Genomic DNA, 25,593 nt, shown 5'->3' on the forward strand with positions numbered 1-25,593 from the left:
GGGGTGCAAAGGTCGGAAATCTTTTCTCAATTCCCAACTACCTTGCGGTGTTTTTTTTCTCTCTCTTTCCGCTGCCCTGCCGGCGGCGGCGCTTCCTTTCGAAGCGGGTTGCAAAGGTAAGAAAGCTTTCTAAAATCCCAAGCAACTTTTTCACTCTTTTTTTCTTTAGCCCTGCCGGCCTCAAGAAGCTCCTTTTGGAAGCGGTGACAAAGGTAAGAAAGATTCTCCTTATCCCTGCAAGCTTTCCGCCTCTTTTTTTCCGGGCCTTTCTCGAAGGCTGCAGGCGGTGTTAGCCACTTGCCCGCTGGCCCCCTTCCGGAACCGGGTTGCAAAGGTAAGAAAGCTTTTCCTTTTCGCAACACTGAGAGTAAATCTTTTTTTGGGGTGGCTTTGACCGGGGCAAAACACCCCTCCTCTAGCCCGTCTCCTCTTCCCCGCTCCTGCTGAACGGGGAGGCAAAAGTAAAAAGAAGTCCCGGCTTTACAATACCACGCCCTGAAAAAAGATGTGCCAACACCGGAAACACCTGAGGAAGAGCGGGAAAAGTTTCTGACGCCCGCCACCTTGCCCCCGAAAACAAAAAAGCCCCGGGCCTGCGACCGGGGCTTTTGCTAAACTTTATACTTTGTAGATGCCTATACTATACTATACTATACTATACTATACTATACTATACTATACTGTTTGCTGCTTCTCCTTATCACTGACTGCACTGTCAGCATACTCCTGTAGGTAACTGTATAGCTCGGTTAGCCTGCCGCCTGTGGCAATTGTGCCACGCTTTAGCATCTCGCCTTCGTCTCCGTTAAAGAATTGAGGAAACACATTGTCTATTATATGACGGCCAAAATCGCGGGAGGCGTTGCGCGGCAGCTCGCAGGGCAGGTTGTCTACGGCCATCACTGTGATGTTCTCTGTTTTAGAGTATGGCGGCTCCAGCTCTCCTGTGGCTGGATTGTAGTCGAAGGCTGGCTCTGGTATAGTCGTGGCTTGCTTGGTGATAGGGATGGAGCCGTCTACGTCGCAGGTAATGTCGGCGATGGTGTCTATTTTGAAATCCGGCTGGCGGGTGTCTTCCTCTGTAAACAGTTTCGGCGCGCGCGGGTCCCAGTAGGCACAGGCCAGCAGCAGATCGGTTACGCGGGTGAACTTCCGGAAGGTACTCTTATATAAGAGTGGGTGAGCGTAGAAATCCGGAGAGTCCCATACTTCCACATCAGGGCGGACGTTGTAGTCGCCGGAGTGCAGCTGGGCGTACACGGGCTCAGTGAACTGCTTGTACAGGTAATCGAACACGCTTACCTTCCTTATCCCCATCTTATCGAGCACCTCCATGGCTCCGCCCGCCACGCGTCCGCCACCGGTAATAGCGATCTTTATCGGCGGCAGCTTCACCTTAAAGTACTCCTCCTGCATGTCCTCCATCTCGTGGCACAGGTAAGCGGGCTTCAGGTCGAACAGTTGGTGCTTTTTGCCATAGGTAAGTATGCCGTTGTAGGCGCCTACTATGCCGGCATAGCGGCCGAAGGCCACCACCCGCTGCCCCTGCGGCGTCTTCAGCAGTTCATAATCTATCAGGGTGATGTTCTTGTCAAGTATGGCGCGGAGCAGCTTGGCGTTGTGCGGCTGCTTCTTAATAGTATGCGAGAAAAAGAAGTAGGTCTTGTTCGGGATCAACTGGCTTATCGGCACCTCCTTCACCCCCATCAGCACGTCGCAGTCGCTCAGGTCCTGCTGCAGCGGAATGTTGAGCTCCTGGTACTCAGCATCAGTAAAGCAGCGGATATCGCTGGGTTGTACGACGACCTCCATCTCCGGGAAATCCTGCATCGCCTCCACACACTTCTTTGGGGTGAGGGGCACGCGTTTATCCACCGGAATTTTACCTTCCTTAATGATGCCGATCTTCAGTTTATGCATATGGTTAGAATTTGAATTGTTGCAGCTGTTTTTGTGTTAAAGCAAGTATACTTAAGCCGGCGCCGGCGCTTATACTTCACCATATAATACGCTCACCCGCGCGCCCTTAACTATTTAGCTTTGATGCTTCAATATAATAAAGTATTACTACTTTTGTAGCATGAGTCAGGAACCGGCAAAAAGCGGGCTTCCGACGGAGCAGATTACCCAAAAAATTCCAGACTAATATATCATCGTTATGATCTTTAAAACCAAACCTGCTGATGTATTTAAGGAGCGCCACAACGGCCCCGACAAAGAGCAAATGCAGGACATGCTGCGCACGATTGGCGTAGAAACACTGGACCAACTGATTGAGGAGACTGTACCAGCCGCCATCCGACTGAAGAAGCCACTCGACCTTCCTGCCGCGCTTTCGGAGCGCGATTTCCTGAAGCATTTCTCGCAGATCGCCAGGCAGAACAAAGTATACAAGTCGTACATCGGGCTTGGCTACAACGATACCCTGATGCCGCCGGTTATACTTCGTAATATTATGGAGAATCCGGGCTGGTATACAGCCTACACGCCTTACCAGGCGGAGATTGCCCAGGGCCGACTGGAGGCGCTGATCAACTACCAGACCATGGTGATGGACCTGACCGGCATGGAGATCGCCAACGCCTCGCTGCTGGACGAGGGCACTGCCGCCGCTGAGGCCATGGGCATGTTCTATGCCCAGCGCAAAGGCTCCCGCAAGAACGCCAACCGCTTCTTCGTGTCGGAGCAGGTGCTGCCGCAGACCCTGGATGTACTGATGTCGCGCGCCACACCGATTGGTATTGAGCTGGTGATCGGCGACCACCGCGAGGTTGATTTCGCTGACGAGACTTTATTTGGCGCCCTGGTGCAGTATCCTGCTGCCGACGGAGCCATTTTTGATTACACCGACTTTATCGCTAAGGCGCACGCGCAGGAAATGCATGTGGCCGTGGCTGCCGACATCCTGTCGCTGACGTTGCTGACGCCTCCGGGTGAGATGGGCGCTGATGCCGTGGTAGGCTCTACCCAGCGTTTCGGCGTGCCGATGGGCTTTGGCGGTCCGCATGCGGGATACTTTGCCACAAAGGATGCCTTTAAGCGCGTTATTCCGGGCCGTATCATTGGTGTTTCTGTGGATGCTGCCGGCAACAAGGCGTACCGCATGGCCCTGCAGACACGCGAGCAGCACATCCGCCGCGAAAAAGCTACTTCTAATATCTGTACAGCGCAGGTGCTGCTGGCGGTTATCGCCGGCATGTACGCCGTGTACCATGGGCCACGTCGCCTGCAGTACATCGGGCTTAACACACACGCGTTGGCGCAGCAGTTGGAAAAAGGCCTGAAGGCCCTGGGTTTTGAGCAGCAGAACGAGCAGTATTTCGACACGCTGAAGATTGCCGTGGAAAGCGCCGCTATGCAGCAGGCCATCCGTACGGAGGCAGAGGCAGCGGGCATCAACTTCCGTTATTTCGGAGAGAACAACATCGGTATCTCCCTGCACCAGAACACCGACCTGCAGGACGTGAAGGACATCGTGGGTGTATTTGCGAAAGTGGCCGGCAAGTCGGCTGATGTTTTAGGCATAGATGAGCTGCCGGAGGAAACAGAAATTACCTGGGCCGAGAGCCTGATCCGTAAGAGCGAGTACCTGACGCACTACGTATTTAACGAGCATCACTCCGAGCACGAGATCCTGCGCTACATGAAACACCTGGAGAACAAGGACATCTCGCTGGTGCACTCCATGATTCCGCTGGGCTCTTGCACCATGAAGCTGAACGCTACGGCCGAGATGATTCCAATCACCTGGCCGGAGATCGGGCAGCTGCACCCCTTTGCCCCTGCTGACCAGACGAAAGGCTACGCCCAGATATTTAAGGACCTGGAAGCCTGGCTATGCGAGATCACCCGTTTCGATGCGGTGTCGCTGCAGCCAAACTCCGGCGCACAGGGCGAGTACGCCGGCCTGATGGTGATCCGCGCCTACCACGAATCGCGCGGCGACCAGCACCGTAACATTGCCCTGATCCCATCTTCTGCCCACGGCACCAACCCAGCTTCTGCGGTGATGGCCGGCATGAAAGTGGTGATCGTGAAGTGCGACGAGAAAGGCAACATTGATGTGGCAGACCTGCGCGCGAAAGCGGAGCAGCATAAAAATGAGCTGTCCTGCCTGATGGTGACCTATCCGTCCACGCACGGTGTGTATGAGGAAAGCATCATCGAGATCTGCCAGATCATACATGACAACGGCGGCCGCGTGTACATGGACGGCGCCAACATGAACGCCCAGGTAGGCCTGACTTCGCCGGCCCACATCGGCGCCGACGTTTGCCACCTGAACCTGCACAAGACGTTCTGCATCCCGCACGGTGGCGGTGGTCCTGGCATGGGCCCGATCGGTGTGGTGAAAGACCTGGCTCCCTTCCTGCCGGGCCACGCTGTCGTTGATCTGGGTCGTCAGGAGGCCATTCATGCTGTATCGGCTGCGCCTTGGGGTTCTGCCTCTATCCTGCCGATCTCTTATGCTTACATTGCCATGATGGGTGGCGAAGGTTTGACCGAGGCAACGAAAGTGGCGATCCTGAACGCCAACTACATCAAAGCCCGTTTAGAGAAACACTACCCGGTACTGTATGTGGGCAAGAACGGCCGTTGTGCGCACGAGATGATCCTGGATTGCCGTGAGTTTAAAAAGTATGGCGTAGAGGTAGAGGACATCGCGAAGCGTTTAATGGACTATGGCTTCCATGCGCCGACGGTATCGTTCCCAGTAGCGGGCACCCTGATGGTAGAGCCAACCGAGTCGGAGGCACAGGAGGAACTGGACAGATTCTGCGAGGTGATGATCTCCATCCGTGAGGAAATTCGTGAGATTGAGGCCGGCAAGGCTGACCAGAAGAACAACGTGCTGAAGAACGCGCCGCACACCGCCAAAGTGGTGATGGTAGAGAACTGGGAGCGCCCTTACTCCCGTGAGAAAGCCGTGTTCCCGATGGCCTACCTGCGCGACAACAAAGTATGGCCAACCGTGAGCCGCATCGACAGCGCCTACGGCGACCGTAACCTGGTTTGCTCCTGCGCCCCGATTGAAGCCTACAACGAAAATGGAAATGAGATGGTAGCCATCGGCTAACCTACTCCTCCCCTTTTATACTTTAAGAGCCTGGCCATACTTGGTCAGGCTCTTATTTTTTCAGGAATATAGATTTCATACTTATACTTTCCTGCTGCCCCGCGGTTTATACTTTATGAGCCAGCGCCAAGACGAAACAACACCTGCAACGGTTGCTGCGTTTACATAAAATAAATTATCCATATATTTACATCGGTATACTTTTATCGACCCAAAGTATACTTTAGAGCCTTAGACGCAGCGTTTATACTACACCTCCTCTTACTATTTTAACTATGATAAAAACAGGCCGACTTTATACTTTGCTCGTCTTGCTCCTGGCACTAGCCAGTTGCTCCCAGGTGCCGCAGGCCAGCAACCGGTACACGTATGATACGACGGTTGATTTCACGCAGTTCCGCACCTTTAACTGGTACAGGGCCGAGGTGCCAAAGCCCCGCGCCGGTGCCGGGCCGCAGTTTAACCTGCTGCTGGACCAGCGCGTGCGGGAGGCCATTGCGAGTGAGTTAGTGAAACAGGGCCTGCGCCCGGAGGTGGAAAACCCGGACCTGATCGTGGCTTACGACCTGGCAGTGGACAGCAGCCAGGCACCGAAAGACTATACTTTCCCGGCGGGTTTCGGCTACGGTTACAGCCATTGGTTCGGCTACCGCTTCCGCTACACCACCACCGGCCTTGCCGATTATCAGCCCATCCAGGCCCTGCCGCTCGGCACGCTCGTCATCGACATCATTGACCCGGACACGAACCGGTTGCTCTGGCGCGGCTACTCGGAGGCGGGCATCAACCCCACTTCCCAGGACATGGAGCGCATCAACCTGGCCGTGGCCGATGTCATGTCGCAGTTTCCGCCTAACCCTATCAAAAGGAACCGCTAAGACAGTTATAAAGTATACTTCAGGCTGAGGCCGCCGTAGTAGTTGCGGCCCGGAGCCGGTTGGAAGAAGCGCCCGCCAAAGGCGTTGAGGTCGTTGCCGAGGCTATACTTTTTATCCGTAACGTTATCCACCCCGCTGAACAGCTCCAGCCCGAAGTGCTGGCCCAGCTGCCGCTTTACGCCTAGCCTGGCTCCGGCTACCAGGTAGCTGTCGGCATACACCGTGTTCTCGTCGTTGAGCGGGATCTCGTCGGAGTAATTGGCCGTCAGGTTCAGGTATAGACCGATGCGCGTGTTCAGGTCGATACCGGCGGTTGCCGCATGCGGCGCCACGCCCGTAAGTTTGTTGCCGGAGTAATTATTCTCGTTTTGCTGATACGCATCGAAGCGGAAGTGGCTGAAAGTATAGCTCGTCCATACTTTCAGGAGGCTCAGCTGCTGCGCCGGCTCATCCACCAACGTGTAGTTTATACTTGTCTCGATGCCTTTCTGATCGGTGCTGCCCACATTCCGGAACACCGCTACACTCGACACATCCTGCCGGCTCACGATCGTTTCTTTTAACTTGAAGTAGAACCCCACCACATCAAAATTAAGCTTGCCTTTCAGCGCAAAACCCCGGATGCCCGCCTCGTAATTCGTGCCTTTCTCCGCCTCCAGCTCCTCGTTTAATTGTCCGTCAGAGGTCAGGATTTCTTCTTCGGTGGGAGGCGAGAAGCCGGAGCTGACGCTGGCGTGTATGCTGAGCTGCTCCGTCAGCTGCTTCAGCAGGGCTACACGCGGCGAGAACACAGCGTCAAAATCGCGGTTATACTTGTAGTTGCCGCTGCTTACCTGATGCAGGCGCGTGATCTCATACTTGGTATCGTTCAGGCTGAGGGCGGCGGTGGCAATAAAATCCGATGGCAGCTCGAACTCGGCCTGCGCAAAGGCAAACCCGGATTTGGCCACTACTTCGTCGTCGGTGCGGAGGTCGCCGGGCTCGCCGCCGTTGTTGTCGTAGGTGCGGGCTGCCTCGAAGCCGCGCTGAAGCTCCCCTCCTGCCGTAAACGTGGCGCCTATACTTCCAAGACGGGCCTCGTAGGCAAAGCTGGTGCGGCCCCCAATTTCCTGGTTCGCGTTGCGCTCATAGTCGGTATTAAAAGGATGATCGCGGAAGCGGTGCAGACCGTAGAGCGAGGTGGTGTTCCGGAAATTCTCACTGAAAGTATACTCCTGCTTCAGCCCCACGTTCACGCCCTCCTGGTTCATGGAGGCGTTCTGCGCCACGCTGCCGAACATGCCGCCGCGCGCCTGGCTCGGGTCTTCGTCGTATTGCTCCTGCGTCAGTCCTCCGGGCAGCTCATAGTATAAATCGGAGTAGATGAGGTTGGCAGAAAGTATACGTTTGTCTGAGGGCCTGAACTCAGAGCTCAGCAACAGCACCTCCCGCTCCACCGCCGACTGCTGTCGGTGGCCATCATACTCCTGCCGGGCGTACTGCACCAGGAAACTGCTTTTCTCCCCGCCCACGCGCGCGGTAGCCGTGTAGCGTCGCAGCCCAAAAGAGCCGGTCATCGCCCCCACCTCCAGCGACTGCTCCCCGGCTGCCGCGCGGCGCGGCTCCAGCAGCACCGTGCCGCCTGTGCCGGCTCCATATATACTTCCGGTCGGGCCTTTCAGTACTTCTATACTTCCAATGTTGGCGGCATCCATCAAATTTAGTGCCGTGGTGCCGTTGGCCTCGGTAAAGGGGATGCCGTCATAGTAGAGCTTCACGTTTCGGATGCCGTAGGGCGAGCGCAGGGAGCTGCCCCGAATCGAAATCCGGTAGCTGGCCGGCGCCCGCTCCTCCATCCGCACGCCGGGCACCGTGTTCACCGCCCGCACCAAAGAGCTCTCGTCGAACCGCTCAATCACCTCCCGCCCGACTATACTTACCGCACCTGCCGTTTGCAGCAATGGCCGGTTCGTCTCGTAGCCGGTAATCACCACTTCCTGCAGGCTGGCCGCATCCGGCTGCAGCAGCACCCGCAGTTCCTGGCCGGCAGCTGGGTTGGTGATTGTCTCTGTTTTATAGCCGATGTAGCTGAAGACAAGGCGGGCAGGCGCAGCGGCGGTGGCCAAACTGAAGTAGCCGTTCTCGTTGCTGATGCCCTGCTCACCGGAACTGGCGGTTATAGTGACGCCCTGCAGCGGCTGCTCCGTATCGGACTTTAGCACAACGCCTGTGTATAGCGCCTGCGCCAGCAGGGCCTGCGGTAACAGCAGCAACAAAAGGAAAAGCAAAGTATAGGTGTAGCGGAAAAGGATCATGAGAAAAATGGATGAACAATTGAGAGAACGGCTGAGGCGGCTGAAAGTTTAAGCACCAGCGATTCTTAAAGATCAGCTTTTCTGGCCCGGACGCAAAACCATAGTTTGCCTCCCCTGAAAAGATGAAAGGCTCCACAGAAACCGCAGAGCCTTTCCAAACTATGAAAGCTAATGAGAATTTAAATCAACTTTAGTTCTTCTTGATCATGAACTCGGTGCGGCGGTTTTTCTGGTGCTCCTCCTCCGGGCACTGCACGCCGTCGGCGCACTTGTTCACTAACCTTGTTTTGCCGTAGCCTTTCGCAGCCAGGCGGTTCCGTTCGATGCCCTTCGACACCAGGTAATCCACCGCGGCCTGCGCTCTGCGCTCAGAGAGCAACTGGTTGTACTGCTGGCTCTCGCGGCTGTCGGTGTGGGCGCCCATCTCTATCTCCACAGCCGGGTTATTCTTGAGCAGGGTCACCAGTTTGTCCAGTTCCCTGGCGGCATCCGGACGAATATCCCACTTATCCAGGTCGTAGTAGATATTTTCGAGCACAATGGCCTTCTCCACCTCGTTCTTATCGAACACCAGCGCCACCTGCACAGTATCGGAGGCCGTAGCCGGCACCTCTATACCTGACTCCATTTTAAGGAAGCCGATTTTAGAGCCGGTGAACGTATAGGCGTTGCCGGCGCGGGCGTCGGCAAAACTCTGTGCCCTCTCATCTGTAATAACCACCGTAGAATCTTTTGAGTTCTTCTGGCTCATCATAATTCTTGTGTTCGGGAGCGGGTCCTGCACCGTTTTCTTTAACTTGTTCTGATAGCGGCCCAGCGTAGTGATGGCCAGCACCACCGGCTTCTGCAGGATATTGAAGGCGTAGATGTCTTCGGTGCCGTTCTGCGACTCGCGGTTGGAGGACAAAAGGCCGCGCTTGCCCGGCTCGGTGAACATGATGCCGTAGTCGTTCTGGGGCGTGTTAATCGGGTAGCCCAGGTTTTTCACGTCGCGCCACTTGCCTAATTCGCCTTCGGCCGAGAAAATGTCCATTCCGCCCATTCCCACATGTCCTTCGGAGGCAAAGTATAATTTGCCGTTGGCGTCCACGTAAGGGAAGCTTTCGCGGGCGCTGGTGTTAATCACCGGTCCGGCGTTCACGGGCTCGCTCCATTTCCCATCGGCTTTGCGGGTGCTGTAGTAGATATCGGTATCACCCAGGCTGCCCGGCATGTCGGAGACAAAGTATAGCACCTGCCCGTCCGGCGACACGGCCGGATGACCGACAGAGTACTCCTCCACCTTGTTGTACTCAAAGGGCTCAATGTTCGTCCAGCTACCGCCCTGGCGCTCCGCAGCGTAAATCTCCAATCGGTTGATCAGGTTCTGGTTCTCGTTTTTCTGGATCCAGCTGGTAGGGTCGGCATTCACGTTATCGAGCGCCGGCACCATCTTGGTGCGGGTAAAGTATAGTTTGCCGCCGTCTTTTGCTGTTGAGGCAGTGGCGTTGTGGTAGTCTGCGTTGATCACATCCTGAAGCGGCTGTGGTCTGCCGTAGGTGCCTTCGCCTACTTCCTGCGCGATGAACAGCTGCAGGTAAGGGCGGCCGGTCCAGCCGTATACTTTGGCGTCCTTGCCGTCTTTCTGCACGCCTCTGTCGGAGGTAAAGATGATGCCGTTGTTGCCATACTGCATCGGGCTGAAGTCGGATGCCCCTGGCATGTTCAGGGTGGTAAGCTGCGTAACCTCTGCCACGGCAGGCTGCTTCATCAGGCGAAGCGACAGGTCGGTGGCCTCCATCAGTTGCTGGGCACGCTCGGCATACTCCGGCATCTCCTCGCCCCACTGCATGTACTGCTCCTTGGCCTCGATGTACTTGCCGTTGCTGCGCAGCGCCTCCGCAAAATAGAACAGGTTCATGGGCGGGCGGCCCGGCATGGCCACCACTTTGCCATACCATACTTCCGCCTGCTCGTTCTGGCGCGTGAGGCGGTAAGCCGTGGCGATGCGCTCTACCGTTGGCAGATCCGGCTTGCGTTTCTGGATGGCCTCTTTATATGCTGGCAGAGCCAGGGCGAACTCATAGTTATCGAAATATTTATCTGCCTTTTTCAACGACGACTGGCCTTGTACGGCTGGCGAAAAGCCTAGCACAGCGGCCGCTGCCAAGTAGAAGGGTATATTCTTAAGTTTCATATAGTAAGCGCTAAGGGTTAAAAGTACTGCGGCGTCAGCATTCTGGTCTCTTTCTTACGGAAGAAGTAGTAGCCCACCGATACCTCGTGGGTGCTCTGGTTGCTGTATCCGTTCAGCATTTTGTCGTAGGAGTAGCCCAGGCGCAGCTGCTTCATCACCTGCAGTTCCGCAATAAAGGCCACAGCGGTGCGTTTTTCCACATCGCCCATCTCTGCCGTGTTGAAAACGTTTATGCTGGTGCGGTAAGAGCTACCCAGCCACAGGCGGTCGGCCAGCAGTATAAAGGCGTTCACATCCATACTTGTAGGAGCGTGGAAGTCTTCCTTTACCAACAGGCTCGGCTTCAGCTTCACGAAGGGGCTCACATCAAACACATAGCCGGCAGTGAAGAAGTAATGGCGCTCCGGCTCTACCTGGTCCATGTCCTTAAACTGCAGCAGGTCGGTGCCGGAGAAGCCCGCATAGAAGCGCGGCGTGTGGAAGTAAGCCCCGATCTTCACGTCCGGCTTTATAGCGGTCTCCTTTCCCGTCGGGATGGTGGGGTCGTCGGTGATGCCGAACTTGCTGCCGTCCACCATGTGCTGCACCAGGCCGGGTGCCAGGCCCAGGCTAAGGATAGCGTTCTGGCTCACCTGCAGTTTCACGGCAAGGTTGGCGTAGGCGCTGGTGGTGCTGTGGGCACCCAACTCGTCGCGCGTAATGTGCAGGCCCAGGCCCAGCCTGTCGTTGGCCACTACGCCATCCACGGCCAGCGACTGCGTACTGGGGGCTCCCTCCACGCCCGTCCATTGCGAGCGGTGGAAGGCGTTTATGTTCAGCACGTTCTTGCTACCCGTATAGGCCGGGTTGATGCCCATGCTGTTAAAAATATACTGTGAGTACTGGGGATTCTGCTGCGCGTTTGCGGCCGTGGTAAGCAACAGGGCCAGCAATAGGTAACATATTCTCATTGTCATCTGGATTACTAAATATTAAGCTACTACCTGAAAATGGTGGTGTAGCCGGTAAACTCTTTCACTACGCCGTCACACAATGTCACCCTTACCTTGTAGAAGTAAGTACCTTGCTCCAGTCCTTTGCCGTTCCAGTTGTTCCGGTATCTCTTCGATTTGAATACCTCAGATCCCCAGCGGTTGAGGATGGTGATCTCGTTGTCCGCGAATTTCTCCAGGTTTCGGATATGCCAGTTGTCGTTCTTGCCGTCGCCGTTCGGGCTGAAGGCTTTCGGGAAGTCCAGGCTGCCGTCGGCTTTAGCAGCGTCGATCGGCGCGGAGGCTTCCATGCTGCTGCAAGGGCCGTTGTTGGCCATCACGGTTACCGTTCCCAGTGCGTCCGCTCTGTCAGCCTTCACGGTGATGGAGGTAGTACCCTGCCCGGAGGTGATCGTGAAGCCGCTGCTTACCGTCCAGGTATAGTCGCTGGCGCCTGATACCGCCTCGATGGAGAACACCAGGCCGTCGCAGACATTGCTGTTGTCGGTTATCTGCCCTGGCGTTACCGGCGGCGTGAAGATCTTGATCTCCAGTTGGCCTTCTGAGGTATCGCAGCTGTTGCCGGCTACTACTTTGATAGCACCTGCCGTTGTGCCGGCGTTAACGGTTACGCTGGTGCCGGTATTGCTACCCTCAAAGCTCCAACCCTGTGGCAGCGACCAAGTATAAGTAGCGCCTTCCTCCGGGTTGGATATGGTATAAGTAAGCTGCGTAGCGTTCTCGCATACATCGTTGCTGCCGGTGATGGTTGGGGCAGCCGGGGCCGTTACCGGCGCTACCGCCTTCGTGGCTTCCTCGCCCAGTCCGCACTCATTCCTTACAGCTACCCTGATGTTGCCTGATTTCTCGCCAACCTTCACCACCACGCTGGTGGTATTCTGGCCTGATACGAGTGTCCAGGTTTCCGGCACGTTCCACTCATATCCTGTGGCACCGTTAGCTGCCGGTATAGTATAAGTAAGGGTAGTGCCTACGCAGGCGCCGTTGCTGCCGCTGATGGCCGGGGCGGCCAGCACATCGTTCACCACCACATCCAGGTTGGCAGCCGTTACGCTTGTGCCGCACGCGTTGTCGGCCTTCACACTGATCTTCGCCGCGCCGCTGTTGTTGCCAACTTTCACGGTTATGGTTCTCTCACCCTCGCCTGATACTACTGCCCAGCCTGTAGGGAGGCTCCAGGTGTAGGAAGTGGCTCCGGTTACTGCTGCCGCCGTGTAGCTCTGCTCTGAGCCGGCGCACACGGTAGCATCGCCGGTTATACTTGCAGGGGCCTGTGGCAGCGGGTTTATACTTACCGTTTTGGTGTCTTTAACCGTAAAGCATCCGTTCGTTACTTCCAGGTTAAGCGCACCGCCTTTAGCGCCGGCGCTTACCTCTACTGTGGCAGCGTTTGCGGCGGATGTGATCGTCAGGTCGCCGCTGGCTGTCCATTTATAGGTTACCGTGCCTTCGTAGGCCGGGGCAGTGTATACATTGCCGGTGCTGTTCTGGCATACTTTGTCTGTGCCCGTGATGGAAGGTGTGGCCAGCATCGGGGTAACAACAATAGCTTTGGAGACGGTAAGCGTGTTTCCGCAGAAGTCGGTTACGGCTACGGTTACAGTGCCGTTAGTCGCACCCGCCTTCACGGTTACCTTGTTACCGGCCTCTGATACTTTCACCAGTCCGCCCTCCACCGTAAATTTGTATGAGGCGCCCGGTATTTCGGTGGCAGTAAGTACAAGCGTTCCGTTCTGACAGGTCTCTCCCGCGCCGGTCAGCGTAAAGTTCCCGATGGTTGGCGGCTCGTTCACCTCCACGTCTTTGCTGAACACATCGCTGCTGCCGCAATCGCTGTTGGCTTTCACGCTCACTTTTCCGATCTCCTTGCCTACTTTCACGGTTACCTCTCTGCCGTCTGCTGCTCCTACCACAGCCCAATCAGTTGGGAAGCTCCAGGTGTAGCTTGTGGCACCGGTCACGGCAGGCGTGCTGAAGGTAACCTGCTTGTCTCCGCATACTTTTACATCGCCCGCAATGGCTGTCGGGGCTTTGATAGCCGGCGTAACGGCAAGCACTTTAACGCTGGTGCTGCTGAAGCCACAGCTGTTGGTGGCCTTCAGGGTAACTTTGCCGCCCAACAGGCTTCCGGTCTTCGGCTTCACGACAACGCTGGCTCCTGTTATGTCGCCTACTATCTCCAGGCCGGTGTCCACAGACCATTCATAGGTCAGCTCCTCTTCCGCCTCGCCGGCCTTCAGTGTCATGCCTTCGCTGTTGAAGCATACCTGGGCAAGACCATTAATGGCGGGCGCTTTCGGGGCACCGGTTATGTTTACGGCTACTTCCGCTGTTGCTTTCTTGCCGCACTGGTCGGTTACGGTAACTATTACCTTTTTAGCGCCGGTGGCTGTACCTGCCTGCACGGTTATTTCACTGCTGCCCGGGTTCGTGCCCGGGGCATACTTCCATCCCTGGGGCAGGGTCCAGCTATAGGTACCGCCAACCACCTCGGATGCTGCCTTAAAGGTCAGGCTTGTGGCACTGGCGCAAGCCGTGGCTGGCGCCCCACTGATGGCCACCTCCAGCGCAGGGTTACACTTCACCTCCGGTATCGTGACATCATCTTCGTCATTGTCCGGGTCTGAGTCTTCATAGTCGCCCGGGTTGGTCGGATTAATTGGGTCCGTTGGATCTGTCGGGTCCGTTGGATTTGTTGGGTCTGTCGGATCTGTCGGGTCCGTTGGATTTGTTGGGTCCGTTGGATCTGTCGGATTGGTAGGGTTCGTAGGGTCGCTCGGGTTAGCAGGATCAGTTGGCTTAATGTCTTTCGCTATGATGCTAACAACGTTTCTGATTTGGCCAACCTTTACAATTCTGGCTCTGATGGTGAGTGTTACAGAGGAGTTTCCGGCAAGCAATGGCACATAGAAAACCCCGCTTTCCTTGTTGTATGATCCTACGCTTGGCGTAGAGCCGACAAGCTCCAGCCCTTCCGGCAACCGCTCTCTTACATACACATGCTCCTCGGCTTTATCAGCATAATTCGTCAGCGTGATCTTGTAGTCCACAAAGTCACCGACAACATACGTTTCCTTCGGGTTAACCAGTTCTTTGACCACTCCCAGGTCAGGAAGTATGATTACCTCATCATCTTTATCATCTACCGGGTTCGGGTCGGGGTTATCACCAATGATGATCACCTCATTCTTAATGTTTCCTGTACCAACTATCTCAAACTCCAGCTTCAGGATTTCGGTAGGCCCTACTTCCATGTCGCCAACAAGCCACTGATGCGATTCCGTATCGTATGTGCCTTTCGTGGCGGAGATAAACCTTACAAATTTCAGCCCTGCCGGTATCTGCTCTTTCACCACCACGTGCATGGCCTCCCCCAGGCCCCAGTTTGTGGCTTTAATAGTATAAATCACCCTGGCTCCCAGCGTCATTTCTTCATACTCCACATCCTTCACTACCTCCAGGTTGGTTTCCACCACGATAGGCATGGCTGTAGAGTTCTCATCGAAGTAAATGGTCCCTCCGAGGGAGAAAGCACGGCCTATCAGGGCCGCTCTGTTGTGAAAGGTGATATCTTTAGTAGCGATGATATTGCCCTGGAAAGAACTGCCTGCCCCAATGGTGGCATTACCTTTTACAACCCAATAAACGTTTTTTGCGGAGGCGCCCATGTCTGAGAACTGGATGCTACCGCTGTTAGAGATGAAGTCTCCTTCAATGATAAAGATAAACTTGGAGTTTATATCCCCCTGGCCATTGAGGCGGAGGGTACCATTAAGTATGGCATCCCCATTGATCCTGTAGGTACCTGGATCGAGGGAGTTGTTGTTGCCTAATACAGGAGCATGGTCCATGTCCACCTCCCGCGCCAGAATCTCACTGTAGACCCTGTTGGCGTTTTGCATGCCCGCGATAGCCAGCTCCGTATTTCGCTCCTGGCGGCCGAGCAATTCCAGGAACTGGTCGCCGCCTTCTATGGCTTTACCCGGGCTGACACCAATATTGCCCTGGATCTTGGTTTTCCCAGGCCCTTTAAAGACGATCTTCTTGTTGGCCAGCGCCGAGAAGGTGGTTGCCCGACCAAGATCTATATCCTGTGCCAGGCTAAGGGTGATACTGCCAGTCAGTAAGAGAAAGGTCAGCAGTAGATGTTTAATCATAAAGCTTAAAAATAACTGTATATAACGTCACTCACATATTTATAGATAGGGCTATATCTATCTTTGTTCTTTTACTTGAACGGCCGGAAATTGTTGCATCAAAGACAATAAAATCTTTATATATTCATAACTAAGTTTTACTGCGCACTGATCTATAAGTTTTTACTAACTCTTTTTCTTTCTTCCAGAATAAGGCGGGGATAAGCAGTGCAAAAAAATCTTTTGCGAAGAGAATAAGTAAGTTTGTTTACATAGGCGCAGTAGTAGTAATTCGCCGTTAAAATTACATTCTACAACAGTATTTTCAAATATATTTAAATATTTTTATTAAAATATTGGATAAATCATACTTTATACTTTGGGAGAGTATAGGACAAAAAAAAGCCCCTGTTGCATATGCAGGCAACAGGGGCTAAGAGTAGTTGAAGTTATACCGCTAAACGTTCACGTGGCGCTCGGCGTGATATGAGGATCTTACTAATGGGCCCGACTCGACGTATTTAATGCCCCTTCGGAGCCCTTCCACGCGGTAATGCTCAAACAGATCCGGGTGGATAAACTCTGCCACCTCAATGTGCAGCTTGGTAGGCTGCAGGTACTGGCCCAGCGTGAGAATGTCGCAGCCGTTGGCGGCCAGGTCGTCCATGGCCTGGTATACCTGCTCCCGGGTCTCGCCCAGGCCCAGCATGATGCCGGTTTTGGTGCGCTTGCCATACTCCTTGGTGCGGCGTATCTGCTCCAGCGAGCGCTCATACTTGGCCTGCGGGCGCACGCGGCGGTACAGCTCCTTCACCGTCTCCATATTATGCGACACTACCTCCTGTCCCGGCGAGATCATGGTGATCAGGGCGTCCCAGGTGCCTTTCACATCCGGGATAAGGGTTTCGATGGTAGTGGTTGGGGAGAGAAGCTTTACCTGCTTCACCGTTTCGTGCCAGATGGCGGCGCCGCGGTCCTTCAGCTCGTCGCGGTTTACCGAGGTGATCACGGCGTGTTTCACGCCCATCAGTTGTATTGCCTCGGCCACACGGCGTGGCTCATCTACGTCGTACTCGTTGGGACGGCCGGTGGCCACAGCGCAGAAGGAGCAGCTGCGGGTACACACGTTTCCTAAGATCATGAAGGTAGCGGTGCCTGCACCCCAGCACTCGCCCATGTTGGGGCAGTTGCCGCTCTCGCAAATGGTGTGCAGTTTATATTCGTCTACGATGCTTCTAACCTTGGTGTATTCCTTCCCAACCGGCAGTTTTACACGCAGCCAGTTTGGCTTGCGGGGCTGGCCCAGCGCGTTAAGTCCCTCGGGCTTGGCGTTAGGCTGAATTACCGGAAGTGTCATCATTTCATCCATGCTGCAAAGATAGGAAGTTATGGCGTAAGAGTTTAACCATAAGGCAAAAATGTGCCCCTGGCAGGTATGCCTTCCTAACAAGCTTGCACCGGCAAATGTTCAGTGGGAATCCTACTTTCGGCTGCCGTAGAACAGGTTCAGGTACACCGAGGTGAAGGTGTTGTTGTTCTCGGCCAGCGGAATGATAACAGGCGTGCTCGGGAAGTACTCCACGGCTACCCCCACCTCTATGCCGGCTATACTTTCGCGGTAGCGGCCATACTCGAAGCTGAGGCCCGCCCGGGCGTGCACCCCCGGCTTCACCTTCGTCTGCCCCAGGCCACGGAACACGGTATCGCTGCCCAGGATGTAGTCGGTGTTGGTGTGGATCTTCTCGTCGTAGGGAACGGTGCGCACGTCGTTGGTGGTGCCGTCGTAGCTGTAATCGATGTAGTAGGGCACCTGCAAGCCAAGGGATGGTCCCACGGCTCCGAGCGCGTTTACCTGCACCCCCGACTCGGCGGCCTTGCGGAAGAGCACCAGCTCACGGCCATAGTGCGGCCTCAGCACGAAAAAGTAGTTCTTCTTGCCGTACACAAACGGCTCGCCCACATAGTTCAGGTAGCGCTCCTCCTTCGGGTGCTTCACCTCTACAATCTCGATGCCCCCGAACTGGTACATCCGCTCATTCATGTAGAACGAGGCGCGGACAAAGGCACCGCCGATCAGGCCGCCGTTGGAGTTGAAGTTGATGCCGTAGCTCGTCTCCCGCTCAAAGCTCTCGTCCTCCTCCGTCTGGGCAACGGCAGGCGAGGCCGCCAGAAGCGCCGCCACAAGCATACATGTCAGGAATCTTATCACAGGCCAGTGTTTTCAGGTTGTTTAAAAGTACTCAACTTTACGTGTATTTCAAACTCAGGATATCACACCGCCTCTACCTTAAGAAGGCCCCACGAAGGTGCCTTCCGGTAAAGTTTACTTTAAGGTATAGCGCGAAGCGAAAGTATGGCCTTACCGGAGCTGTTTATAAATCCTGCTGGTACTTTATACGGAAAACGGGGCGGAAAAAGTATGCTACGCCGCCACCTGTTTTTTAAGGGCGTCCACGCTGATGCCAAGGTGCGAGGCATCGTAGGTGCACACGCCGTCCTGCACCAGCAGCAGCTGCGGCGACTGGTGCGTTACCTGCAGCACCTCCGCCACTTCGTTGGAAACGGGCCGGTAGCTTAGCAGGTCGAGGTAGTAGGGTTTCACGTGGTCTAGCCCGGCGCTGGCCCACTGGCGCTCCAGGCGGCTTTTGGCAGTGGAGCTGATGGAGCAGGAGGTACTGTGCTTAAAGATTACGACTGGCGTGTTCTTTGATTCATCCATGATCTCCTCCAGCTGCTCAAGGCTGGTTAGCGGGTGCCAATTCATATCGTCAGGGTCTTTGTTCTTGGTTAGTGGTTTCTTTTGTCTTTTCGCGGCTTATACTTCTTTTTGTTCTTGAAGAGCCGTAGTTTCTTTGCCGGGTCCCCGTTTACGTTGAAGTGCAGCCTGGCGCGCTCGTCTTTCTTCACACGCTTGCGGCCAGCCTCTCCCTTCTTAAAAGTATAGGCGTTGGTGTTCAGGTGGGTGTCTTTATACTTGCTGTCTACTTTCTCGGCGTCTTTCAGCGATTTGCGCAGGGACTGCCCGTGCCTGGCTGAGGCCTCGTAGCTCACCTGGCCGTACCCCGGCAGGGTACCCAACAGGAAGAACAGCAGCAGGCCCAGGCCATACTTGTACGCTGTTCGGCAGCAAGATTCAGCAACACGCACCTTCATCATGGTTTTATACTGATTCCGTCTAAACTGGTTTCTAAAACAGACCTAACACACGCTTCTTCTTTACCATCCCGTTCTTATCCTGCTGCACCTTTATGGCCGAGAGGCCCTGTGCGTTTGGTCCCTGCACTTTCACTGTGCGCTTGCTGCTAGGTTTGGGGCAGGGTATGCCCTTGCGCTGGCAACCCGACCCGGCGAGCAGCAGCAGGCACAGCAACATGAAAAGGTATGGGCGAAGTATACGCATGATGCAAATATATGAATTTAATTTTATTAAACACAGTTTAAACACAAAAGCAGCACCGCATACTACAACCAAGTATACGATACTGCCTCCATTTAATAATTCAGCATGGCCTCAACCTTTTCCCGCAGGCGCTGCCGCGGCAGAAACTCCTGCTCCAGCGGCGGCGCAAACGGCACGGCGGTATCCAGGCTGGCCACACGGGCCACCGGCGCATCCAGCAACTCAAAGCAGTGCTCGCTGATCCAGGCGGCAATCTCTCCGCCGATGCCGCCGGTCATGGTGTCTTCATGAAGTATGATCACGCGGCCGGTTTTCTCCACGGCGGCACGCACGGCCTCCTTATCCCATGGCAGCAACGTGCGCAGGTCCAGGATTTCGATACTGGCGTCCGTCAGCTCCTGCTGCAGTTGCTTAGCCCAGTGCACGCCCATGCCATAGGTGATGATGGTCAGGTCGGAGCCCTCGGCCACCGTTTTGGCCTTGCCGATCTCTATGGTATAATAATCATCCGGAATCTCCTGTGAGATGGAACGGTAGAGCAGCTTGTGCTCGAAGTACATTACCGGGTTCGGGTCCTCGATGGCGGCGTTCAGCAAACCTTTGGCATCGTAGGGCGAGGATGGGTACACCACTTTTAAGCCAGGGGTGTGGAAAAACCAGGCCTCGTTGCTCTGCGAGTGGAACGGACCGGCCGCCGTGCCCGCGCCCGTTGGCATGCGCACCACCACATCAGCGTGCTGGCCCCAGCGGTAGTGGCTCTTGGCCAGGTTATTCACGATCTGGCTGAAGCCGGCGCTCACAAAATCGGCGAACTGCATCTCCACCATACTTTTCTGCCCGCGCACCGACAGGCCCAGGCCAATGCCCAGTATCGCCGACTCGCACAGCGGGGTGTTGCGCACGCGCTCTTTGCCGAACTTATCCACAAAGCCTTCGGTGATTTTAAACACGCCACCGTACTCGGCAATGTCCTGGCCCATCAGCACCAACTCCGGGTAGCGCTCCATACTTTGGCGAAGGCCGTCGGAGATAGCATCCACGAAGCGGCGCTCCGTTTTGGCCTCGGAGGCCGGTTGCACCACCTCCTGCTCGAAAGGTTTGTACATATCGGCCAGTTCCTGCTCGCGGTCGGCTGTCGGCATCGGCTCGGCGAAGGCTGTCTGCAGCCCCTCCTCTATCTCCGCCTTCAGCTCCTCTTTTATACTTTCCATCACCTTATGCGTCAGCACCAGCTCATCCAGGAGGTACTTTTCGAAGTTCTCCACAGGGTCTTTCTTCGCCCACTTCTCGAACAGCTCCTGCGGCACATATTTGGTACCGCTAGCTTCTTCGTGGCCGCGCATCCGGAAAGTGATGGCCTCGATGAGCATCGGGCGCGGGTTCTTGCGGATGCTGGCCGCTGCCTGGCGCACCGTGTCGTATACTTCCAGGATGTTGTTGCCGTCTATCTGCAGCGCATCAATGCCGTAGGCCGGGCCTTTATCGATAAAGTGCTTGAACTTGAACTGCTCGTTGCTTGGCGTAGACAGCCCGTAACCGTTGTTCTCGATCATGAAGATAACCGGCAGGCTCCACACGGCAGCCACGTTCAGCGCCTCATGGAAATCACCCTCCGAAGCACCGCCATCGCCGCTGAACACCAGCGTCACCCTTTCCTTGTTCTCCAGCAAATCAGCCAGCGCGATGCCATCGGCCACGGCCAGCTGCGGACCCAGGTGCGAGATCATGCCCACAATGTGGTGCTCGTTGGTGCCGAAGTGAAAAGAGCGGTCGCGGCCCTTGGTAAAGCCGTGGGTTTTGCCCTGGAACTGCGCAAACAGGCGGCCCAGGTCGATGCCCCGGCTCGTGAAAACGCCTAGGTTGCGGTGCAGTGGCAGAATGTACTCGTCGGGATCCAGCGCCAGGGCCGAGCCCACCGAAATCGCCTCCTGCCCGATGCCGGAGAACCACTTGCTCACACGCCCCTGGCGCAGCAGCACCAGCATGCGTTCCTCAATCATGCGCGGCTTCAGCAGGGCGCGGTACAGTTTTATCAGTTCCTCCTCAGAATACTCTTTGCGGTTATAGTTCATCGCTTTAATGAAAACCTCGTTATAGTTTTTGGGTTAATTAAGGGCGAGGCACCCGTAAGGTATGCCATTAATTTATACTTTTGCTTAGTTAGGTTAATCCCGTAAGGCAAGGGAATCGGCCTTTGTGCCTTAGCGAGCAAAAGCTACAGAAAACCTGCAAAGGCTGCAAGCAAAGACACAAAAGTCTCTATATTCTATACCTTTAAAGTATAAAGCATAGCCGCAGCCAGCGTTTAGAAGTATAACCGGATAGTTTAGGAATGGGAGTTCAGGTTGAGTGCCCAAACAATTTAACAATCCAACAATGGAGCAAGTAAGATCATGATAGAGTTTAAAGAATTTACCCTGGATAACGGCCTGCGCGTGATCGTGCATGAGGACCATACCTCACCGATGGCGGTGCTGGACGTGCTCTACGACGTGGGCTCGCGCGACGAGGAGGAGGCGCATACGGGCTTTGCCCATTTGTTTGAGCATTTGATGTTCAGTGGTTCCAAAAACATACCGGTGTATGATGAGCCCCTGCAGCGCGTGGGCGGCGAGAATAATGCCTTCACCAGTCCCGACATCACCAACTACTACCTCTCGGTGCCGGCGCAGAACCTGGAAACCGGTTTCTGGCTGGAGTCAGACCGCATGCTGGAGCTGGCCTTTAGCGACCATGGCCTGGAGGTGCAGCGCAAGGTGGTGGTGGAGGAGTTTAAGCAGAACTACCTGAACCAGCCCTACGGCGACGTGTGGCTGAAGCTGCGCCCGCTGGCCTACAGGGAGCACGCCTATAAATGGGCTACCATCGGCAAGGAGATTGCGCACATAGAGGAAGCGACGATGGACATTGTGAAGGCCTTTTTCCACAAGCACTACTCGCCCAGCAACGCCATCCTGGTGGTAGCCGGCAACGTAACCCTTGCGCGGGCGAAGGAGCTGACCGAGAAATGGTTTGGCCCGATACCAGCCGGTGAGAAGTATGAGCGCCAGCTACAGGAGGAGCCGCGGCAGACGGAGGAGCGCGTGCTGGAGGTAAGCGCCGATGTGCCGCTCAGCGCCCTCTACAAAGCCTACCACATGCCGGGCCGCCAGCACCCCGACTACCACGCCGTAGACCTGATCAGCGACATCCTGGGCCGGGGCAAGTCGAGCCGCCTGTACGAGCAGCTGGTGAAGGAGCAGAAGCTGTTCAACTCCATTTCGGCATCGGTTACGGGAAGCGTGGAGCCGGGACTGCTCATTATACAAGGTAAGCTGAACGAGGGCGCGGACCTGCAGGAGGCCAACTCCGCCATCGAAGCTATTGTGCAGGAGCTGGTCGATACCCGTGTGGACGAGGAGGAGCTGAACAAGGTGAAAAATCAGGCCGAAACGAGTATTGTGTTCTCGGAGATCGAGCTGCTGAACCGCGCCATGAACCTGGCCTACTGCAAACTGCTCGGCGATGCCAACCTCATCAACCAGGAAGGCGAGAAAGTGCAGGCCGTCACGCCAGACGACCTCCAGCGCTGCGCCCAGGAGGTGCTGCGCAAAACCAACTGCTCTACCCTGCTTTATAAGGCGGAGAAGAAGGAGCAAGCGGTGGAGGCGTAATATTGGCTTTTGATAACGAAGAAGGGCTGCCATACGTGGTGGCCTTTCTCTTATAGAAGGCTCGCCAGCGTAATTGCTGTTCATCTGTCACTCATACTTCCCGGTTTATACTTGAGCTATACTTTATACTTTGCTGGCGCAAGCGTCCGCTTGTGTCTTTACCTGCCACAGCTATATCAACTGGACACAAGTTATACTTGTTAGCTCCCGTTTCCGCTCTTTCGGATTTGCAATCCGAAAGTATAATAGCCGCGGATTTGCAATCCGCTTGAGCCATGTTTTTACTTTAATCATACTTATACTTTCCTAGCCACGGCTTCCTTCCGTTTGAACCAAGCTATACTTGCTAGCTGCTGCTGATCCTCCAGACTTACGAACCTACCGTTTCATTTCATACTTTGGTGCTCTCAAGCCCGAGAGGGCTCGCCTTCGGGCATCGCGCTGTGTTCCCTTCCTTTGCTCCTGACGTCGCAATGCCGCCACGGCGGCACCGGAATCTCACAAGGCGCTCAACCCAAAGGCTGGGATCAGTTCGATAGCTGCTGCTTTTGCCATGCAACAAGTATAGACTGTCCCTGGAGGACAAGTGAGAACGAGAGTTCGAAACGTGCGACCATAGGTCTATAGGCGTGTTTATACTTTGACAATAGAACTTAAACTACAATCAAAGTAAAAGCAGGCTCCCCTCCTTAGACAAGGAGGGGCAGGGGTGGTTGGACCCGGTACCGCAAAGCTCCCTCCCCTGTTCTGGGGGTAGGGGCCCTCGATAAAAGGGGAGGGCTGGGGAGGGGTGAATTTCTCTCTTGGCCAAGAAGGCATTAGAATTTATTAGAGCTAAAATCAATACTATTCCCCATCTCCAGAATTGCTTCAGATTCTCTCCAACATTACTTCAGAATCGGCCTGTAGCTTTGAGGTATAAATTCCTTTAACCTTAAAAGTATAAATCATGAAATCAACAGCATTTGCGTTCCTGTTTCTAGGCACTTCCTTAGTTGCCTGCGATAATGATAAAGATAATGACGTAAAGCCAGACGACGTGCCGGCAGCCGTGAAGGAGGCCCTAATCAGCACCTTCCCAAATGCCCAGCATGTGGAGTGGGAGAAAAAGGGCGAGGATTTCGAGGCCGACTTTAGCCAGGAAACGGTGGAGTATGACGCCCTGTTAAACGCCTCAGGCAGCCTGCTCAAGCACAAGTATGACTTACCCGAAGCAGAGCTGCCGGAAGAAGTAAAGGCCGGCATCAACCAAAACTACGCCGGGTTCCGGATCGATGACGCCGACGTGCTGGTGCAGGAAGACAACACACTCTACCAGGTGGAGCTGGAGAAAGACAAGCAGGAGCATAAGCTCGTGTTCTCGGCCGACGGCCAGGAGCAAACCACCACGCCCTACTGGGACTAAGCGCCGGCTGATAATAGCCTGGGCCATACTTTATGAAGCGCGGTGCTGCGGCACCGCGCTTTTTTTGTTCCACAAGTATAAGCTGTGCCCCCTGGCTAAACCTTTTCGGCCCAACAGTTGTATATACAAATAAGAACTCATACCTTTGTGCCAATGCGGATAGAAGACGAGATACACCAGAAGGAGTTTACAGACGATTACCGTCGCCTGCTGGTAAACCTGCTGTTCACCAACAACTGGGTTAACCAGCAGGTCATGCCGTTCTTTAAGCGCCTTGGCCTGACGCTGCAGCAGCACAACGTGCTGGCCATACTTCGGGGGCAGCACCCGGAACCGGTGTGCTTTGGCGATATCCAGAACCGCATGGTGGACCGCAACTCCAACGTTACCCGCCTCATCGACAAGCTGATAGAGAAAGGCTTCGCTACCCGCGACATCTGCCAAGCCAACCGCCGCATGATAGAGGTGCGCCTCACCGAAAAGGGCATGAAAAAGCTGCAGGAGGTAGACGACCGCTTTCCGGAACTCCTGGAGCATTTCCACAACCTCTCGCAGGAGGAGGCACTGCTGGTAAGTAACAAGTTGGACAAATTGCGGGGCTGATTTTTTTTGCATAAATATTTGTATGCACAAGTAATGTATATACTTAAGAACAAAGTATGAACTATATCAAACTAAAGGGGGCCACTATTCCGGCATTGGGCTTGGGAACGTTTAAGCTGGAGGGAGACACGGCCCGGAAAATTGTAGGCCATGCCCTTGCCACCGGCTACCGGCACCTCGACACGGCTCAGATGTACCGCAACGAGGAGGCAGTAGGCGAAGCCATCAGGGAATCCGGGGTAGCAAGAAGCGAGGTCTTCCTGACCACCAAGGTGCTGCCGACGAATCTGTCGCGCGAAAAGTTCATGCCTTCTGTGGAGGAAAGCCTGCAGCAGCTGCGCACCGATTACGTGGACCTGCTACTGATTCACTGGCCCAACGCCGAGGTGCCGGTGGAGGAGTACATGGCGGAGCTGGTGAAAGCCCGGGAAATGGGCTACGCCAGGTACATCGGGGTCAGCAACCACCCCACCGCCCTGCTCGACAAGGTACTGGCCACGGGCGCCGGGATCATCACCAACCAGGTAGAGTACCACCCCTTCCTCAACCAGGACAAGCTCTATACTTACCTGCGCCAGCACGAGCTCACGCTCACGGCCTACAGCCCCATCGCGCAAGGCCAAGTACTGGGCAACGAGACGCTGAAAAGCATCGGCAGCAAGTATGGCAAAAGTGAGGTGCAGGTAACGCTGCGCTGGCTCATGCAGCAGGACGGGGTGCTGGCCATCCCGAGGAGCGCCAAAGAAAAGAACGTGGAGGCCAACTTCAACATCTTCGACTTTGAGCTCACGCCCCAGGAAATGGAGCAGATAAACCAGCTGAAACAGGCCAATACCCGCCTCATCAGCCCTTCCTTCGCCCCGGCGTGGGACACGGTATAATTAAGAATCAAGAATTACGAATTAATAATCAAGAGTGAAGAAGATTGTGCGGGCAGGATAACTCCTAAACTTTCTAACTCTCTAACTTTCTAACTACA

18 protein-coding genes are annotated in these 25,593 nt (G+C 55.1%); 7 read left to right on the forward strand and 11 right to left on the reverse strand.

Annotated elements, in window-relative coordinates:
* A partial coding sequence (locus A3841_RS20480) for a hypothetical protein (RefSeq protein ID WP_206073064.1) occupies nt 1–293 on the forward strand: 293 nt, incomplete at its 5' end.
* A gap of 382 nt (nt 294–675) precedes the next feature.
* Here A3841_RS20480 and A3841_RS04915 read toward each other — a convergent pair.
* Nucleotides 676–1,920 carry an NAD(P)-dependent oxidoreductase gene (locus A3841_RS04915; RefSeq protein WP_073851226.1) on the reverse strand — a complete coding sequence of 415 codons (1,245 nt, stop codon included), beginning with the start codon at nt 1,918–1,920 and terminating at the stop codon, nt 676–678.
* 238 nt (nt 1,921–2,158) lie between these two features.
* On the opposite strand from A3841_RS04915, the gene gcvP reads away from it, so the two are divergent.
* Nucleotides 2,159–5,077 carry an aminomethyl-transferring glycine dehydrogenase gene (gene gcvP, locus A3841_RS04920; protein ID WP_073851227.1) on the forward strand — a complete coding sequence of 973 codons (2,919 nt, stop codon included), beginning with the start codon at nt 2,159–2,161 and terminating at the stop codon, nt 5,075–5,077.
* Nucleotides 5,078–5,352: 275 nt separating this feature from the next.
* Nucleotides 5,353–5,955 carry a DUF4136 domain-containing protein gene (locus A3841_RS04925; RefSeq protein ID WP_073851228.1) on the forward strand — a complete coding sequence of 201 codons (603 nt, stop codon included), beginning with the start codon at nt 5,353–5,355 and terminating at the stop codon, nt 5,953–5,955.
* Between the two features lie 5 nt (nt 5,956–5,960).
* Here the strand turns inward: A3841_RS04925 and A3841_RS04930 are convergent, their stop codons facing one another.
* The 10 genes from A3841_RS04930 to A3841_RS04995 form a co-directional block, all read right to left on the reverse strand.
* Nucleotides 5,961–8,249 carry a TonB-dependent receptor gene (locus A3841_RS04930; protein WP_073851229.1) on the reverse strand — a complete coding sequence of 763 codons (2,289 nt, stop codon included), beginning with the start codon at nt 8,247–8,249 and terminating at the stop codon, nt 5,961–5,963.
* 190 nt (nt 8,250–8,439) lie between these two features.
* A complete protein-coding gene (locus A3841_RS04935) occupies nt 8,440–10,425 on the reverse strand; it encodes an OmpA family protein (protein ID WP_083610223.1) in 1,986 nt (661 codons plus the stop codon).
* A 17-nt stretch (nt 10,426–10,442) separates the two neighbouring features.
* A complete protein-coding gene (locus tag A3841_RS04940) occupies nt 10,443–11,375 on the reverse strand; it encodes a PorP/SprF family type IX secretion system membrane protein (protein ID WP_083610224.1) in 933 nt (310 codons plus the stop codon).
* Between the two features lie 29 nt (nt 11,376–11,404).
* Nucleotides 11,405–15,574 (reverse strand): ice-binding family protein, encoded by a 4,170-nt coding sequence (locus tag A3841_RS19865; RefSeq protein ID WP_083610225.1) that lies wholly within the window; start codon nt 15,572–15,574, stop codon nt 11,405–11,407.
* Between the two features lie 436 nt (nt 15,575–16,010).
* Nucleotides 16,011–16,913, reverse strand: a complete 903-nt coding sequence (lipA, locus tag A3841_RS04970) for a lipoyl synthase (RefSeq protein WP_073851850.1) — start codon at nt 16,911–16,913, stop codon at nt 16,011–16,013.
* A gap of 120 nt (nt 16,914–17,033) precedes the next feature.
* The gene (locus A3841_RS04975; protein WP_235861298.1) at nt 17,034–17,762 is read right to left on the reverse strand and encodes a hypothetical protein; all 729 of its coding nucleotides are present in this window, start codon (nt 17,760–17,762) and stop codon (nt 17,034–17,036) included.
* Between the two features lie 213 nt (nt 17,763–17,975).
* Entirely contained in the window at nt 17,976–18,317 is a 342-nt protein-coding gene (gene ytxJ / locus A3841_RS04980) for a bacillithiol system redox-active protein YtxJ (RefSeq protein ID WP_073851232.1), read from the reverse strand.
* Between the two features lie 23 nt (nt 18,318–18,340).
* Nucleotides 18,341–18,709 (reverse strand): hypothetical protein, encoded by a 369-nt coding sequence (locus A3841_RS04985; protein ID WP_073851233.1) that lies wholly within the window; start codon nt 18,707–18,709, stop codon nt 18,341–18,343.
* Between the two features lie 31 nt (nt 18,710–18,740).
* The gene (locus A3841_RS04990) at nt 18,741–18,953 is read right to left on the reverse strand and encodes a hypothetical protein (protein ID WP_073851234.1); all 213 of its coding nucleotides are present in this window, start codon (nt 18,951–18,953) and stop codon (nt 18,741–18,743) included.
* Between the two features lie 92 nt (nt 18,954–19,045).
* Nucleotides 19,046–21,025: an alpha-ketoacid dehydrogenase subunit alpha/beta gene (locus tag A3841_RS04995; protein ID WP_073851235.1), complete on the reverse strand. Its 1,980-nt coding sequence runs from the start codon at nt 21,023–21,025 to the stop codon at nt 19,046–19,048.
* A 321-nt stretch (nt 21,026–21,346) separates the two neighbouring features.
* Between A3841_RS04995 and A3841_RS05000 the strand changes: the two genes are divergently transcribed.
* The 4 genes from A3841_RS05000 (at nt 21,347) to A3841_RS05015 (ending at nt 25,495) form a co-directional block, all read left to right on the forward strand.
* A complete protein-coding gene (locus A3841_RS05000) occupies nt 21,347–22,606 on the forward strand; it encodes a M16 family metallopeptidase (protein ID WP_073851236.1) in 1,260 nt (419 codons plus the stop codon).
* A gap of 949 nt (nt 22,607–23,555) precedes the next feature.
* Nucleotides 23,556–24,011 carry a PepSY-like domain-containing protein gene (locus A3841_RS05005; protein ID WP_073851237.1) on the forward strand — a complete coding sequence of 152 codons (456 nt, stop codon included), beginning with the start codon at nt 23,556–23,558 and terminating at the stop codon, nt 24,009–24,011.
* 153 nt (nt 24,012–24,164) lie between these two features.
* The gene (locus A3841_RS05010; RefSeq protein ID WP_073851238.1) at nt 24,165–24,614 is read left to right on the forward strand and encodes a MarR family winged helix-turn-helix transcriptional regulator; all 450 of its coding nucleotides are present in this window, start codon (nt 24,165–24,167) and stop codon (nt 24,612–24,614) included.
* Nucleotides 24,615–24,670: 56 nt separating this feature from the next.
* Entirely contained in the window at nt 24,671–25,495 is an 825-nt protein-coding gene (locus tag A3841_RS05015; protein ID WP_073851239.1) for an aldo/keto reductase, read from the forward strand.
* Nucleotides 25,496–25,593 lie beyond the last annotated feature (98 nt).

This window comes from Pontibacter flavimaris, from assembly GCF_001907195.1.
Lineage (GTDB): Bacteria > Bacteroidota > Bacteroidia > Cytophagales > Hymenobacteraceae > Pontibacter > Pontibacter flavimaris.

Excerpts from the sequence above, each read along its gene's own strand:
- A3841_RS04915 (WP_073851226.1), bottom strand. The coding sequence starts at position 1,920 with ATGCATAAACTGAAGATCGGCATCATTAAGGAAGGTAAAATTCCGGTG.
- A3841_RS04925 (WP_073851228.1), top strand. The coding sequence starts at position 5,353 with ATGATAAAAACAGGCCGACTTTATACTTTGCTCGTCTTGCTCCTGGCA.
- gcvP (WP_073851227.1), top strand. The coding sequence starts at position 2,159 with ATGATCTTTAAAACCAAACCTGCTGATGTATTTAAGGAGCGCCACAAC.
- ytxJ (WP_073851232.1), bottom strand. The coding sequence starts at position 18,317 with ATGAATTGGCACCCGCTAACCAGCCTTGAGCAGCTGGAGGAGATCATG.
- lipA (WP_073851850.1), bottom strand. The coding sequence starts at position 16,913 with ATGATGACACTTCCGGTAATTCAGCCTAACGCCAAGCCCGAGGGACTT.
- A3841_RS05005 (WP_073851237.1), top strand. The coding sequence starts at position 23,556 with ATGAAATCAACAGCATTTGCGTTCCTGTTTCTAGGCACTTCCTTAGTT.
- A3841_RS05010 (WP_073851238.1), top strand. The coding sequence starts at position 24,165 with ATGCGGATAGAAGACGAGATACACCAGAAGGAGTTTACAGACGATTAC.
- A3841_RS05000 (WP_073851236.1), top strand. The coding sequence starts at position 21,347 with ATGATAGAGTTTAAAGAATTTACCCTGGATAACGGCCTGCGCGTGATC.
- A3841_RS05015 (WP_073851239.1), top strand. The coding sequence starts at position 24,671 with ATGAACTATATCAAACTAAAGGGGGCCACTATTCCGGCATTGGGCTTG.
- A3841_RS04985 (WP_073851233.1), bottom strand. The coding sequence starts at position 18,709 with ATGATGAAGGTGCGTGTTGCTGAATCTTGCTGCCGAACAGCGTACAAG.
- A3841_RS19865 (WP_083610225.1), bottom strand. The coding sequence starts at position 15,574 with ATGATTAAACATCTACTGCTGACCTTTCTCTTACTGACTGGCAGTATC.
- A3841_RS04940 (WP_083610224.1), bottom strand. The coding sequence starts at position 11,375 with ATGAGAATATGTTACCTATTGCTGGCCCTGTTGCTTACCACGGCCGCA.
- A3841_RS04935 (WP_083610223.1), bottom strand. The coding sequence starts at position 10,425 with ATGAAACTTAAGAATATACCCTTCTACTTGGCAGCGGCCGCTGTGCTA.
- A3841_RS04990 (WP_073851234.1), bottom strand. The coding sequence starts at position 18,953 with ATGCGTATACTTCGCCCATACCTTTTCATGTTGCTGTGCCTGCTGCTG.
- A3841_RS04995 (WP_073851235.1), bottom strand. The coding sequence starts at position 21,025 with ATGAACTATAACCGCAAAGAGTATTCTGAGGAGGAACTGATAAAACTG.
- A3841_RS04930 (WP_073851229.1), bottom strand. The coding sequence starts at position 8,249 with ATGATCCTTTTCCGCTACACCTATACTTTGCTTTTCCTTTTGTTGCTG.